16 protein-coding genes are annotated in these 14,798 nt (G+C 38.9%); 15 read left to right on the forward strand and 1 reads right to left on the reverse strand.

The window, feature by feature from the left end:
- The first annotated feature begins 5 nt into the window (after positions 1–5).
- The 10 genes from NSQ77_RS19090 to NSQ77_RS19135 all read left to right on the forward strand — a co-directional run bounded on the left by NSQ77_RS19090 (position 6) and on the right by NSQ77_RS19135 (position 8,003).
- A complete protein-coding gene (locus tag NSQ77_RS19090) occupies positions 6–329 on the forward strand; it encodes an urease subunit beta (protein WP_339227657.1) in 324 nt (107 codons plus the stop codon).
- Positions 326–2,038: an urease subunit alpha gene (ureC, locus tag NSQ77_RS19095; RefSeq protein ID WP_339227659.1), complete on the forward strand. Its 1,713-nt coding sequence runs from the start codon at positions 326–328 to the stop codon at positions 2,036–2,038. Before NSQ77_RS19090 ends, ureC begins: the two co-directional genes overlap by 4 nt.
- A gap of 10 nt (positions 2,039–2,048) precedes the next feature.
- Positions 2,049–2,504: an urease accessory protein UreE gene (gene ureE, locus NSQ77_RS19100; RefSeq protein WP_339227660.1), complete on the forward strand. Its 456-nt coding sequence runs from the start codon at positions 2,049–2,051 to the stop codon at positions 2,502–2,504.
- A complete protein-coding gene (locus NSQ77_RS19105; protein WP_339227661.1) occupies positions 2,497–3,183 on the forward strand; it encodes an urease accessory protein UreF in 687 nt (228 codons plus the stop codon). The genes ureE and NSQ77_RS19105 overlap by 8 nt, the downstream gene beginning before the upstream one ends.
- 32 nt (positions 3,184–3,215) lie before the next feature.
- Positions 3,216–3,836, forward strand: coding sequence for an urease accessory protein UreG (gene ureG / locus NSQ77_RS19110; protein WP_339227662.1), 621 nt, complete (start codon positions 3,216–3,218; stop codon positions 3,834–3,836).
- Entirely contained in the window at positions 3,829–4,653 is an 825-nt protein-coding gene (locus tag NSQ77_RS19115; RefSeq protein WP_339227664.1) for an urease accessory protein UreD, read from the forward strand. Before ureG ends, NSQ77_RS19115 begins: the two co-directional genes overlap by 8 nt.
- 336 nt (positions 4,654–4,989) lie before the next feature.
- A complete protein-coding gene (locus tag NSQ77_RS19120; protein WP_339227665.1) occupies positions 4,990–5,526 on the forward strand; it encodes an RNA polymerase sigma factor in 537 nt (178 codons plus the stop codon).
- Positions 5,510–6,385 carry a DUF3298 domain-containing protein gene (locus tag NSQ77_RS19125; RefSeq protein WP_339227666.1) on the forward strand — a complete coding sequence of 292 codons (876 nt, stop codon included), beginning with the start codon at positions 5,510–5,512 and terminating at the stop codon, positions 6,383–6,385. The genes NSQ77_RS19120 and NSQ77_RS19125 overlap by 17 nt, the downstream gene beginning before the upstream one ends.
- Positions 6,386–6,474: 89 nt before the next feature.
- Entirely contained in the window at positions 6,475–7,293 is an 819-nt protein-coding gene (locus tag NSQ77_RS19130) for a polysaccharide deacetylase family protein (RefSeq protein ID WP_339227667.1), read from the forward strand.
- Between the two features lie 245 nt (positions 7,294–7,538).
- Positions 7,539–8,003 carry a HicA family toxin-antitoxin system gene (locus tag NSQ77_RS19135; protein ID WP_339227668.1) on the forward strand — a complete coding sequence of 155 codons (465 nt, stop codon included), beginning with the start codon at positions 7,539–7,541 and terminating at the stop codon, positions 8,001–8,003.
- Between the two features lie 58 nt (positions 8,004–8,061).
- Here NSQ77_RS19135 and NSQ77_RS19140 read toward each other — a convergent pair whose 3' ends face one another.
- Positions 8,062–9,318, reverse strand: a complete 1,257-nt coding sequence (locus NSQ77_RS19140) for an NCS2 family permease (RefSeq protein WP_339227669.1) — start codon at positions 9,316–9,318, stop codon at positions 8,062–8,064.
- Positions 9,319–9,515: 197 nt separating this feature from the next.
- Between NSQ77_RS19140 and sdaAB the strand changes: the two genes are divergently transcribed.
- From sdaAB to plsX, 5 genes are all read left to right on the forward strand, one after another.
- Positions 9,516–10,178, forward strand: a complete 663-nt coding sequence (sdaAB, locus tag NSQ77_RS19145; protein ID WP_339227670.1) for an L-serine ammonia-lyase, iron-sulfur-dependent subunit beta — start codon at positions 9,516–9,518, stop codon at positions 10,176–10,178.
- Between the two features lie 21 nt (positions 10,179–10,199).
- Entirely contained in the window at positions 10,200–11,075 is an 876-nt protein-coding gene (gene sdaAA / locus NSQ77_RS19150; protein WP_339227671.1) for an L-serine ammonia-lyase, iron-sulfur-dependent, subunit alpha, read from the forward strand.
- Positions 11,076–11,090: 15 nt separating this feature from the next.
- Positions 11,091–13,124: an ATP-dependent DNA helicase RecG gene (gene recG / locus NSQ77_RS19155; RefSeq protein ID WP_339227672.1), complete on the forward strand. Its 2,034-nt coding sequence runs from the start codon at positions 11,091–11,093 to the stop codon at positions 13,122–13,124.
- Positions 13,125–13,217: 93 nt separating this feature from the next.
- Positions 13,218–13,799 (forward strand): transcription factor FapR, encoded by a 582-nt coding sequence (fapR, locus tag NSQ77_RS19160; RefSeq protein WP_339227673.1) that lies wholly within the window; start codon positions 13,218–13,220, stop codon positions 13,797–13,799.
- Complete coding sequence (plsX, locus tag NSQ77_RS19165; RefSeq protein WP_339227674.1) at positions 13,796–14,794, forward strand: phosphate acyltransferase PlsX; 999 nt, start codon at positions 13,796–13,798, stop codon at positions 14,792–14,794. Before fapR ends, plsX begins: the two co-directional genes overlap by 4 nt.
- Positions 14,795–14,798: the final 4 nt, after the last annotated feature.

Raw genomic sequence — 14,798 nt, forward strand, 5'->3', positions numbered from 1 at the left:
ACAAAATGATACCTGGTGAATTGATATTAAAAGATGAGGAAATCATCTGCAACGAAGATAAAATAAGTTCCAAGGTTACTGTAATCAATACGGGTGACCGTCCAGTACAAGTTGGTTCACATTATCATTTTTATGAAGTGAATGAAGCATTGATATTTAATCGTGAGGATACTTATGGAAAACGATTAAACGTTCCAGCAGGTGCCGCCGTGCGTTTCGAACCTGGTGATGAAAAAGAGATCGAACTAATCGATTTTGCAGGTACAAGGGAAGTTTATGGTTTTAATAATAAAGTCGATGGGCCTTTAGAAGGTAGGGATTCGAAATGAGTTTTAAGATGTCACGAGAGCAATACTCACAAATGTATGGTCCGACAACAGGAGATTCGGTCCGATTAGCTGACACAGATTTGTTTATCCAGATTGAGAAAGATTATACGACCTACGGAGAAGAAGTCGTATTTGGTGGTGGCAAGGTTATTCGTGACGGTATGGGACAGCATCCACTTGCTACACGTGATCAGGATGTTCCGGATACTGTTATTACAAACGTGATTGTGCTTGATTATACAGGGATTTATAAAGCAGATGTTGCATTGCGAGATGGATTGATTTTTGCTATTGGGAAAAGTGGAAATCCGCTTGTCATGGACAATGTAGATATTGTAATCGGTGCTGCAACAGAGGTAATTGCTGGTGAAGGTAAAATTCTGACAGCTGGTGGCATTGACACACATGTTCACTTTATTAACCCTGCACAGGTAGATGTTGCTCTTACTGCAGGATTAACAACTTTAATAGGTGGAGGAACAGGACCAGGTGCTGGGTCGCGAGCGACTACAGTAACACCGGGAATATGGAATATGCATCGAATGCTTCAAGCTATCGAGGGACTTCCGATTAATATCGGTTTGACAGGGAAAGGGCACGCAGCAACAGCAGGTCCGCTTGAAGAGCAGATTCGCGCGGGCGCAATCGGCTTGAAGGTGCATGAGGATTGGGGCGCAACACCGTCTGCATTAGACCATTCATTACGTGTTGCGGATGAATTTGACGTGCAAGTGGCCCTGCATGCAGACACATTAAATGAAGCGGGCTTTTTCGAAAATACGATGAAAGCAGTAAAAGACCGTGTCATTCATATGTATCATACAGAAGGAGCTGGCGGTGGACATGCACCAGATTTGATTAAGTCAGCGGGCATGTTAAATGTTCTGCCATCCTCAACGAACCCAACGATGCCTTACACAGTTAATACAATTGACGAGCATCTTGATATGCTGATGGTTTGTCACCATCTAAATCCATCCGTACCAGAGGATATTGCTTTTGCGGATTCCCGTATACGAAGAGAAACGATTGCAGCTGAAGACATCTTACAGGATATGGGTGTATTTAGTATGATGAGTTCCGATGCGCAAGCAATGGGACGTATTGGTGAAGTGGTCCTGAGAACATGGCAAACTGCTGATAAAATGAAGAAGCAAATGGGAATTATGAAAGGCGACAGCAAGTATGCTGATAATAATCGTGCTAAACGATATATCGCCAAATATACGATTAACCCTGCAATTACACACGGAATTTCCGAATATGTCGGTTCGATTGAAGTAGGGAAATCTGCTGACCTTGTATTATGGGAGCCACGCTTCTTTGGAGTGAAGCCGGAGATGATACTAAAAAACGGTCTTGCTGTTCAAAGTCTGATGGGTGATGCCAATGCAACGATTCCAACACCACAGCCAATGATTTATCGTCCAATGTATGCTTCAACCGGAAAAGCATTAGCCAAAAGCTCTTTTACCTTTGTATCGCAAGCTGCGTATGACGATAACATTCAAGAAAAGCTTGGTCTTGAAAAAATGGTAAGACCAGTTCGTGGGATCCGTAATCTTACAAAGAAAGATATGAAATTAAATACAGAAACTCCAGATATCGATGTTGACCCACAAACATATGAAGTGCGAATAGATGGTGAATTAATTACATGTGATCCTGTTGACACGGTACCAATGGGGCAGCGATATTTCTTATTTTGAGGTGAAATGATTGATAATCGAGAAAATAGTCGGCAATATAAATGAAATGGATCAAGAAGAAATAAATAAGCGACATAAAGAAACGGTTTACCTTGAAAGTGCTCACTTAGTCAAGCGGATTCAGCGCGTTGAAACAGATCATGGAAACGAAGTTGGCATTCGTCTAAAGGATCCACGGGATTTAGTAGCTGGTGATGTGCTTTATATGGATGATAAAAACATGATTGTAGTAGATGTGCTATCGGATGATTTGTTAGTTATCAGCCCAAGAAGTATACATGAAATGGGAACAATCGCCCATCAGCTTGGAAATCGTCATCTTCCTGCCCAGTTCGAGGGAAATGACATGCTCGTCCAATATGATTACTTAGTTGAAGAATTACTGCAAGAGCTTGCCATCCCTTTCAAACGAGAAGATCGTAAAGTGAAACAAGCCTTCCGACATATAGGGCATAGCCATGATTGATCGTGCACTGGCATTATTTCAACTATGCGACTCGAATTTCCCAACGGGTTCTTTCAGTCATTCATTTGGATTGGAAACATATATCCAAGAAAATCTTGTTCATGATAAGAAATCTTTCTCAAAGTGGTTAAAGGTGTACTTACATGAACAGCTGGTTTTTTCAGATGGCTTAGCATCGAGGTTAGCATATGAGGCGCTGGTTGAGGGAGATCTTGATAAGGTGTGGGAATTGGACAGGCTATTGACTGTCCAAAACCTTGCGCGTGAATCACGAGAAGGTACACAGCGAATGGGCGAAAGGATGCTGACTATTGTAGAGGAATTATATAAAATTCCAATTACGGCGGAATATCGCGGTCGTATAAAAGAAAAACGCTCGTTTGGTCACTCTGCACTTGTGTTTACAATGGTAGGGCATTATTTGCAAGTTGAGAAGGAAATGACGATTCGATATTACTTATATTCAACGATTGCGGCGCTTGTTCAAAATGCTGTCCGTGCAATCCCATTGGGACAAACGACAGGACAACAAATAATCCACGATTTTCAAAAAGAGCTTGTTATAGCATCGGAAAAAATAATGAAGCTCGATAGCATTGAATTTGGCATTGTTTCGCCAGGTTTAGAATTAGCTCAGATGGAGCATGAACGTGTAAATGTTCGAATTTTTATGTCGTAGTTTTTAAGAAATTTTGTAAAGGAAGTGTTTTTATGGAACCAATTCGAATTGGAGTAGGCGGCCCTGTAGGTGCCGGAAAAACGATGCTCGTAGAAAAACTAACTCGTGCGTTAGATGGAGAAATCAGCATGGCGGTAATTACAAATGATATTTATACGAAAGAGGATGCGAAATTTCTGGTAGCAAATGGTATTTTGCCGGATGATCGAATCGTTGGAGTGGAAACAGGCGGATGCCCGCATACAGCGATTCGCGAAGATGCATCAATGAACTTCGCTGCAATTGAAGAATTGAAAGAGAAACATCCTGATGTAGAACTTATTTTTGTTGAAAGTGGTGGGGATAACCTCGCTGCAACATTTAGTCCAGAGCTTGTAGATTTTTCTATTTATATTATTGATGTGGCACAAGGGGAGAAAATCCCGCGCAAGGGTGGACAAGGGATGATTAAATCAGATTTGTTTATTATTAATAAAACAGATTTAGCCCCATACGTTGGCGCCAGCCTTGAAATCATGGAATCGGATACGAAAGTATTCCGTGGCAATAAGCCGTTTATTTTTACGAATTTAAAGGATAATGAAGGACTCGATGAGGTTGTCGACTGGATTAAAAAGCATGCATTGCTAAAAGGATTGGAGCAACATGACTGATTGGACTGGGATCCTAGAGCTTGATTTGGAAAAGAGGCAAGGAAGAACAGTAGCTAAAAATGTCTATTTTCAAGGCGCTTTTAAAGTGCAGCGTCCTGTATATCTAAATAATTACAGCTACCCTTGCTATTACCTGTTAAATCCCGGTGGCGGCTATTTGGATGGAGATACGTATCGTATGAAAGTGACCCTTGATGAAGGCGCACAGGTTACGCTAACAACACAATCTGCAACTAAAGTATATAAAACGCCAAATAAAGAAGCGTACCAGGAAACGGAATTCCACTTAAAAAAAGATAGTTATTTAGAATATCTTCCAGATCCGCTGATTGCTTATCAGAATGCGCGTTATTTTCAAAAGAACACGGTGTACATGGAAAAAGGTGCAACACTACTATATTCCGATATTTTGACACCGGGCTGGTCCCCGGAAGGGAAACAGTTTAGTTATAATCAATTACGGCTTATCAACGAAATCTATCTAGATAATGAATTGATTGCCTTTGATCATATTAATCTAAACCCTGCAGCCCAAGAAATTGATGGGTTAGGCTTTATGGAAGGTTATACCCATCTAGGTTCGTTTATTGTAATTGGGGATAAAACGAAGGCAGCCTTGCTTGATACATTGTATGAAACGATTGAAAAAGAAACAGCCGATATTAAAGCGGGTTTATCAGAACTTCATGTGCCAGGTTTTACAATTAGAGTATTAGCTAACTCAACGCAAGTGATTGAACGGATTTTTACCGCTTGCCACCGTGTGATAAGTGATGAATGGTATCAAATGCAGCCAAGTTTTCTAAGAAAATATTAACATCGTCCCGACAACCAAAAAGGTTGTCGGTTTTTTTAGTGCATCACATTTTAATATAGATGAGGCGTATTGGATAAAGAGGGTGTTTCTTTTACAAGAAGCACTCTCTTTGTAATTTAAGACTACTAAACCTAAGCAACTAGTTTATCGTTAAAACAGGTATTCACTTTTGTCACCTCTCTGCGAATAGATTAATTAATAAAGGGATACCTATAACGACAATGTATGATTAAAATCACTGTTTTAAAAAATATATTATAAATGTGCAAACTTTTTAAGCTGTTCGTACGTCTATTATGTATAAGCTTATTAACCGCTGAAAAGGAGCTCTTTTAGATGGGTTTGTTTAAAAAATCAAAATTAGAAAAAGAATTAACCGCGTTTATTATAGAAAATAAGGAGCGTTTTTATAGAATTGCCTATAGCTATGTAGGAAATCAAGAGGATGCGCTTGACATTGTACAGGATGCGATTCATAAAGCCCTAATTCGCATCAGCACATTGGAGAATCAAGTTGGTTTAAGAAGTTGGTTTTATAAGATAGTTGTAAACACTTCCTTGGATCATTTGCGAAAGTATAAACGGGTGAGTGTAGTAGATGATACTGTGATGGAGGTTTTAGCAAATGGCAGAGAAGATGAGTATCACCATTTAGATTTACAAGAGGCGATTAATCACCTTCCGGATAAGTACAGAACAATAATCATACTAAGATATTTTGAGGATATGAAAATAGAAGAAGTCGCTAAAATTATGGATGAAAATGTTAATACGATTAAAACAAGGCTGTACAGAGCTTTGAAAATATTGAAAGTTGAACTGGATGAAGATCCAACTATTGAGGAGGAGGTTAAACATGGGAAGAAATTTTAAATCCTTAAAGAAAAAGTATGATGAAATTGTGATTCCAAAAGAACTTGATAGTGTTGTACAAGATGCACTGAAAAAACGGAGAACTAAAAGACTTACAGCTAAATGGTCTGCTGGTGTAGCAGCAGCTGCTTTACTATTTACAACGAGTGTCAATGTCAGTCCAGCAATGGCTCAAGCTTTATCTGAGGTACCTATAGTTGGAGAGGTTGTAAAGGTTATAACGGTTACACAATTTGAGGAGGGTGATAAACTTTTATCTGCAGATATAAAAGTACCTGCAGTAAAAGACTTGGAAAACAAAAAACTTGAAGATAGTCTAAATGAGGACTACTTAGAGGAAGGCAAAACCCTTTATAAAGAGTTTGAAGCTATCATGGAAATGGTTAACGAGGGAGAATCAGGGCATTATTCGATTTCTAGCGGCTTCGAAGTGAAGACAGAAAATGAACAAATCCTTGTGTTAGAAAGGTATGTCGATAGAATTGCTGCATCGGGTTCAACGACGCTTCAATACGACACGATTGATAAAAAGAATGAAATCTTGCTGTCACTACCAATGTTGTTCAAAAACGACAGCTATATTCAGAAAATCAGCGAAAATATCAAAGATCAGATGCGTGAACAAATGAATTCAGGTACTGATAAAGTGTATTGGGTGGAAGGTGCTGGCTTGGAAGACTTTGGTGATTTCTTTGAAACAATACAAGCTAAACAGCAATTTTATATTAATAATGATGGCAAGCTTGTTATCTCTTTTAATGAATATGAGGTTGCACCAGGATATATGGGGACTGTTGAATTCATAATTCCAACTGAAGTGTTAAGTGAAGTACTCGTTAGTAATGAATACATTCATTAATTACTCTGACCATCAATAATAAGTATAGCATGTAGGTAAGGTAAGGCTATTAGCTCTGCTGATAGCCTGCTAGAGAGGATAAATAAAAAATGAATAGAAGAATTCGTTGGCCGGGGTGGGTATTGATTATACTTATTGCGGTAACCCTTTTTTTCATTTCAGGTGTGTCGGTTGGGAGTAGTTCACAAACTGCTTTGATAGTGAAAAAGGAGGCGGACCATGAATTGAAAGAAACGTTATTACATGATAAACAGTATCTCGCACAAAAGGATTCAAAAGTAGTAAATAGTTTGGACCGGAATGAGAAATATATTGCACTTACATTTGATGATGGTCCTAATTCAAACGTTACTCCTCAAGTACTTAAGGCTCTAGCAGAGTATAATGTTAAAGCTACATTTTTCATGCTTGCCAGTCAAGCGAGAGCGAACCCATCGATGGCCAAGGAGGTTGCTATGGCAGGTCATGAAATTGGTAATCATACAAATTTACATCAAAATTTAGTTAAGTTAGATACATATGATATTGAAGAAGAAATTTCTGAATCTGCTAGAAACATAGAAGAAGCGAGCGGACAGTATCCAATGATGACTAGACCTCCCTATGGCATATTTGATAAGCGAGTTGAGGAAACAGCTACAGCATTAGGAACCTCTCTTATTTTATGGTCAGTTGACTCCATGGACTGGAAAACGAGAAATGCTAAAATGATAAAGGAGGAAATTCTGAACAGTATCACTCCCGGTGCAATTGTTTTGATGCACGATATCCATCAGGCAACAGCTGATGCTTTACCTGAATTATTAACTGTGCTTATCAAAGATGGTTATCAATTCGTAACTGTCAGCGAGATTTTATCTTTGCCTGTAGATTTGGGTGCTGGACCATATTACAAAGTGAAATATTAAAACTTAAAGCTAATTCTATAGGTGCTAAAGATGTAAACCAATTTATGTACATGATAAATGTTGATGATGCAGCTTTTTTACCTCTGGTAAATAAATTGAAATATTTATTCAGAAATACAAGTCTTTACAAACTGAATGGAATAGTCCATGATGGTTGGTGTGAAAATTTTAGTAATTGATTCGATTATGTGTTTTTTTTATGAAATATGGGAATACCGTATTTAAAGGATCAATTTAAGGAGGCGTTGACACTGGTCGATAATTTTGAAGTAGAACAAATTTTTGAAGACCGGACATATGAAAGACATCAATTCAAGCTAAAAGTTGATGGGAATAATTATGTCGGTAACTTTCATGATGGGGAAATACAATGGCTGCATCCACACCCACAACAAGATTTGGGAGAAATCTATTTAAAAGCTGTTGAAAAGGAAGTACATCGGCTATTGGATGAGCATGGAATAAAAGACGAAACAGATGATATGGAAGTAACACCTCTGTTTGCTGATCAGTCAAACGTTGTGCACCAATTTAAATTGATGATTCAAGGAAATGAATACAAAGGGATTTTCCTTGATGACGAAATTAAATGGTTTCATCCAAAGCCAGAGAGACATCTGAAAGATGAGCGAGTTGAGGAAGTGGAAGAAAAGGTGCAGGAAAAGATTCAGCAGCATATTAAAGAGTCAAAAAATGATGATGATAACTAGATAAAGATCACCCCAGCTTTAGGATTCTCATACGGTTTCCTTAAGCTGGGGTTGACTGTTATATGCCTGTTATTTTCAATATAAATTCAAGGAAAAATAGGCTGGAAATAATAATTAACGGTATTGTCAATTCGTTCAGTTTACCTAAAGCTATTTTAACAATTGGATATGCAATAAAGCCGAATGCCATCCCATCACCAATGCTATAGGTGAATGGAATCATAACAACAATTAAAAGCGCTGGTATTGAATCAGCTATGTCATTTAATGGCAAGTGCTTAATATTTTGCGCCATTAAAAATCCCACAATAATTAGTATTGGGCTGATGGCAGTGTATGGAACCATCGATATCCAAGGTATGATAAAAATGGTAACCAGAAAGAGAATACCAGCTGTTATTGCTGCCCGTCCTGTTTTACCGCCAGATGCTATTACTGCGGCATTTTCAGCGCCAGAAACCGTTGGCGAGGTCCCTAAAAATGCGGATGTAACGGTTGAAAATGCAGTAATTCGATATGCTTTATTATAACTTTCGTGGCGTTTCAGCATTCCAAGCTGTCCTGTTAAAATTCCCATGTTTTCAAAAATAAGAATCAATGCTAGTGGAAATACTGCTAGCCAGAATGCAAAATCTCCCATTGCGCCAAACGAAGGGATAAATAGCAATTCATTGACGTGTACATGAACAGAATCGACTTCCGGTTGCTTTATACCGAAAATAGCTGCAAGTATGGTGCCGATAATCATTGTAATCAAAAAGTTTGCAGGTACATTTTTTACAAAAAGAAATATCGCAATAAATAAGGTAAGCAATCCTACAACTACAGGTGTTGATGTAAAATCGCCGATAGCGATGATTGTACTGTCCCCGCTAACAACGATGCCGCTTTTTTCCAAACCGATTAAAATTAAGAAAAAACCGAGTCCGACCGTAATAGCATGCGTCAAGGATTCTGGAATTGCATTTTTCAATATGACTGCAATCTTTGTAAATGCCGTTACAAGGAAAATGAGAGCTGCCATAAGCACTACAGCAAGACCTTCTTGAAACGTAAAATCGTTATTATTTATAATCGAATAGGCGAAAAGAGCGTTAATACCCATCCCGGGAATTAAAATTAGTGGCAGTCTACCGAAGAATCCCATGATCATTGTGCCGACAAAGCTGGCCATGATAGTAGCAATCATACCTGTTTCAAGCGAAATGCCTGCTTCACTCAATATAGAGCCATTGACTACAACGATATAAACAGTGGTAAAGTAGCCAATGATACCTGCAATAATTTCGTTTCTTAATGAAATTTTTTGTTTCATTTGATTTCCTCTAACGATTTGCTATCCCTCTCCCACCCGATATATAGAATTGTCATTCTATTTGAGTCGATTGTTAATAAATGGCTCAACTTCTATGAATAGACAATAGTTCTATAATCCACAAATGATAATTATAAACTTTTTTGTTATACTTTACAATAGAGCAATAACTATGCAAAGAATAGGCGGTGAAACATATGAAATATAATTCAGTGTTCGATATTATTGGTCCTGTTATGGTGGGCCCCTCCAGTTCACACACGGCAGGAGCTGCCCGGATTGGAAAAGCTGCCCGTAATCTTTTTGGAAAGCAACCAACATGGGCAAAAATTTATTTGTATGAATCATTTGCAAAAACGTATAAAGGTCATGGTACAGATTTTGCTTTAGCAGGAGGCTTACTGGGACTGGAGACGGATGATCCAAAAATAAGCAACTCTTTAGATACGGCAAAAAAGCAAGGTCTTGATATTGAATTTATTGAAGACAGTGCTTCTGCGGATCATCCAAATACTGCACGCCTTGTTATCGGAGATGAATCCGATCAATTGGAGTTAGTTGGTATTTCAATTGGTGGCGGTAAAGTTGAAATTACGGAGCTGAATGGATTTGTACTCCGTTTGTCAGGCAACCACCCTGCAATTCTGATCATGCATAGTGATCGATTCGGTGCAATTGCTTCCGTGACGAAAATTCTAGCAAAATATGAGATTAATATTGGTCATATGGAAGTGAACCGGAAAGATGTCGGGAAAGAGGCACTGATGGTAATTGAAGTTGATCAAAACGTTGAAGATACTATATTAAGAGAGCTGGAAAGTGCTGACCATATCATACAGATATCTAAAATTGACAGTTGATTTCTAAAAGGGGGGTAAACAATGTTTCGAACAGTTGCAGAATTGGTTGAAATAGCTGAGAAGGAAAATATTTTAATTTCTGAAGTGATGATTCGCCAGGAAATGGAAGTGAAAGAAAAAACACGTGATGAAGTTTTTGCAGAAATGGAGAAAAATCTGCAGGTAATGGAGCGAGCAATTGATGATGCTCTAAAAGGGGCAGAGTCCGTGACAGGACTAACCGGTGGAGATGCAGTCCGAATTCAAACGTATATGAGAGAAAAAACACCACTTTCAGGTCATTTGTTATTAGATGCAGTCAGTAAAGCAATGGGTACAAATGAAGTAAATGCTGCAATGGGAATCATTTGTGCAACACCTACTGCTGGCAGTGCAGGCTGTGTTCCCGGTACTTTATTTGCTGTAAAAAATCAGTTGAATCCAACACATGAGCAAATGATCCGTTATTTATTTACAGCAGGTGCCTTTGGGTTTGTTGTAGCAAATAATGCATTCATATCTGGTGCTGCAGGCGGTTGTCAGGCTGAGGTTGGTTCTGCAGGAGCGATGGCTTCAGCAGCTATAGTTGAGATGGCTGGCGGAACGCCTCAGCAATCCGCGGAAGCATTTGCAATAACTTTGAAAAACATGCTTGGCCTTGTCTGTGATCCGGTAGCAGGTCTTGTTGAAGTACCTTGTGTCAAACGCAATGCTGCAGGCTCATCACTGGCAATTGTTTCGGCTGATATGGCATTAGCTGGTGTTACGAGCAGAATACCATGTGATGAAGTAATTGGAGCAATGTACCGAATTGGTAAACAGATGCCGTCCAGCTTGCGTGAAACAGGTGAAGGTGGATTAGCAGATACACCAACAGGGAGATTGCTGAAAGAAAAAATATTTGGAATGACTTTATAGAGAGAGTGATTTACTGTGCTTAACGAGCCTGTAACGCACGTTAAAGGTATTGGTGAGAAGGCAGCAGAAGATTTGGCATTATTAAAAATCTATACAATTGCCGATTTGCTGCTGTATTTCCCATACCGCTACGATGTGTATGAAATTAAACCACTGAGTGAATTAATTCATGATGATAAAGCAACGATTGAGGGAAGGGTGGTACATGATCCTTCTCTTACTTTTTATGGGAAACGGAAATCTAGGCTTTCATTTACGGTCGAAGTAGAAGGTGTAGCAATAAAAGCTGTTATGTTTAATCGAGCATTTGCGAAAAAACAAATTCATGCTGGTGATACAATGACACTTACAGGTAAATGGGATGCACATCGATTACAAATTACGGTTAGTAATTATAAAAAAGGAAGAGCTGATGAACAGGCTAATGTACAGCCAATGTATTCGGTAAAAGGTGATGTAACCAATTATAAGTTAAAAAAATATATGGAAGCAGCAATAAACGATTACGGCGATGCAATTACAGAAATATTGCCTGAAAACATCTTGGTGTCCTATAAGCTCCCAAGAAGAGCGGAAGCCATTAAGGCGATGCATTTTCCAGCCAACCGAGTTGAATTAAAGCATGCACGTCGTCGTTTTACATATGAAGAGTTTCTTGTTTTTCAGCTGAAAATGCAGCTATTGCGTAAACTGAAGCGGGAGGCAACTGAAGGAAATGCTCAGCATTATGATACAGAAAAAGTAAAAGCATTTATTTCCAGTTTTCCTTTTGAACTGACAGGAGCTCAGCAGAAGTCGTTACAACAAATAATGGCGGACTTAAGATCTCCATACCGAATGAACCGACTATTGCAAGGAGATGTTGGCTCAGGAAAAACAGCCGTCGCAGCAATTGGTCTCTACGCTTCAATCACTGCAGGAAAGCAAGGTGCACTAATGGTGCCCACAGAGATCCTGGCAGAACAGCATTATCAGTCTTTAACAGAATTATTTGGTGAACGAGCTGAATTAGTATTGTTAACAGGTTCTGTCAAAGGAAAAAAACGAAAAGAGATTTTACAAGCTGTTCAAGATGGTGAAGTAGATATTGTAATAGGTACCCACGCACTAATACAAGATGATGTCTTCTTTCATGATTTAGGCTTTGTGATTGTTGATGAACAACATCGCTTCGGGGTTGAACAACGACGAACATTAAGGGATAAAGGACTAAATCCAGATGTGTTATTTATGACAGCAACCCCCATTCCACGTACTTTGGCAATTACGGCATTCGGGGATATGGATGTTTCAGTTATTGATGAGATGCCTGCTGGAAGAAAAGAGGTTGAAACTCTTTGGGCAAAGGAAAACACCTTTGAAAGAATCCTGGATTTTATCGCCAAGCGTGTCGCTGCAGGTGAGCAAGCCTATGTTATTAGTCCACTAATTGAGGAGTCAGATAAGCTTGATATTCAGAACGCAGTTGATTTGTTCCATCAGCTTGATTCGTATTATCCGGATGAAATAAATGTTGGGTTAATGCATGGCAGACTATCCGCGCAGGAGAAAGATAATGTGATGAAGGAGTTTGCTGCAAATACAGTCCAAGTCCTCGTCTCAACGACAGTAGTAGAAGTAGGTGTGAATGTACCGAATGCCACAGTAATGGTTATTTATGATGCAGAACGATTTGGGTTATCACAGCTGCATCAGTTAAGAGGACGAGTAGGAAGAGGAGATAAACAGAGCTATTGCATCTTGATTGCAGAACCAAAGGGCGAGGTTGGAAAAGAACGGATGCGAATTATGACTGAAACAACGAATGGGTTCGAATTATCAGAGCAGGACCTGCAACTAAGGGGACCAGGTGATTTCTTTGGCAAAAAACAAAGTGGGGTTCCTGAGTTTAAAGTAGCAGATATGATACATGATTACCGTGCTCTGGAAACTGCAAGAAATGATGCACAGGAAATTGTGGAAACAAATCAATTGGAAGAAGATGAAGAGTATTTTGCGCTCAAACATTATTTGGAGCGTGAATTTTCGTTTGCAGATAAAATTGATTAAAAGTATGCTTGCATAAATAAAGTAGCTATTATATATTACTATTAGTACCAAGTCATAAAGTGAAAATATGATGAATGGTGGATGGTGCGGTCAATGAGAAAAACAAAAGCGGAACGTCAGCGGCTGTTAAAAGAAAAAATAGAACAAACGCCGTTTATTACGGATGAACATTTAGCAAAAGAGTTTCAGGTAAGTATACAAACGATTCGGCTTGATCGAATGGAATTAGCTATTCCTGAATTAAGAGAACGAATTAAACATGTTGCGACAAATCAATGGAATGAAACGGTTAAAGCTTTATCATTGGACGAGGTTATAGGTGAGATTATTGATTTAGAGTTGGACAAGCGTGCAATCTCTATTCTCGATATTACTTCAGATCTCGTTTTCTCCAGGAATAAAATTGCAAGAGGGCATAATTTATTCGCGCAGGCAAATTCATTGGCAGTTGCAGTGATTAATGATGAGCTTGCACTCACTGCTAAATCTGAGGTTAAATTCAGACGCCAAGTGATCGAAGGTGAGCGTGTGATAGCCAAGGCAGCAGTTGAGGGGAAAGATGAAAAGAGCCGGACCATTGTAAGGGTCCATAGTTATGTCGATAATGAAAAAGTATTTTCTGGTGTATTTTATATGTATCAATCAAATGAAAATAAAGGGGATAAAAATAAATGAGATTAGCAATTGACGCCATGGGTGGAGACAATGCACCCAAAGAAGTAGTGTTAGGTGCAATGGATGCTATTTCAGAAATTGAAAATTTAAATATCACCCTTTATGGTGACGAAAAACAAATAAAACCACTTTTAACAAATGATAAAAATATTGAAATTGTACATACAGATGAAATTATTACTGGTGATGATGAGCCTGTCCGGGCAGTGCGACGCAAAAAAAATTCCTCACTTGTATTAATGGCAAAGGCCGTTAAGGATGGCTATGCAGATGCATGTATATCTGCTGGTAATACGGGAGCGTTAATGAGTGCAGGATTATTTGTTATCGGAAGAATTCCGGGAATTGATCGCCCAGCACTAAGCCCCACATTACCGACCGTAAATGGGGAAGGTTTTCTTATGCTTGATGTCGGTGCAAATATTGATGCAAAGCCTGATCATCTAGTTCAGTATGCCGTGATGGGATCAATCTATTCAGAAAAAGTGAGGCAAATCCAACGTCCAACAATTGGTTTACTAAATGTTGGTACGGAGGGCGGTAAAGGGAATGATTTAACAAAAAAAACGTTTGAATTGCTGGAAAAGGCCCCAATAAACTTTATTGGGAATGTGGAAGCACGTGATATTTTAAATCATGCTGCTGATGTAGTTGTTACAGACGGATTTAGTGGCAATGTTGCACTAAAAACGATTGAGGGAACTGCCCAGACAATTTTTACGTTATTAAAAGAAACCTTTATGGCCTCAACAAAAACGAAAATCGCAGCAGCACTGGCGAAAAATGATTTGCGCGGGCTGAAAAGTAAGCTTGATTACTCAGAATATGGCGGTGCCGGGTTGTTTGGACTTGCGGCTCCTGTAATCAAGGCGCACGGCTCTTCTAATAGCAGAGCAATTTTAAGTGCAATCAAGCAAGCAAGCTATATGGTAGAAAATGATGTAACACATACAATTAAGACAACAGTAGAGTCGATAGAATCAGATAAGGAGTGATTTA

The organism is Oceanobacillus sp. FSL K6-2867, from assembly GCF_037963145.1.
In the GTDB taxonomy this organism is placed as follows: Bacteria; Bacillota; Bacilli; order Bacillales; family Amphibacillaceae; genus Oceanobacillus.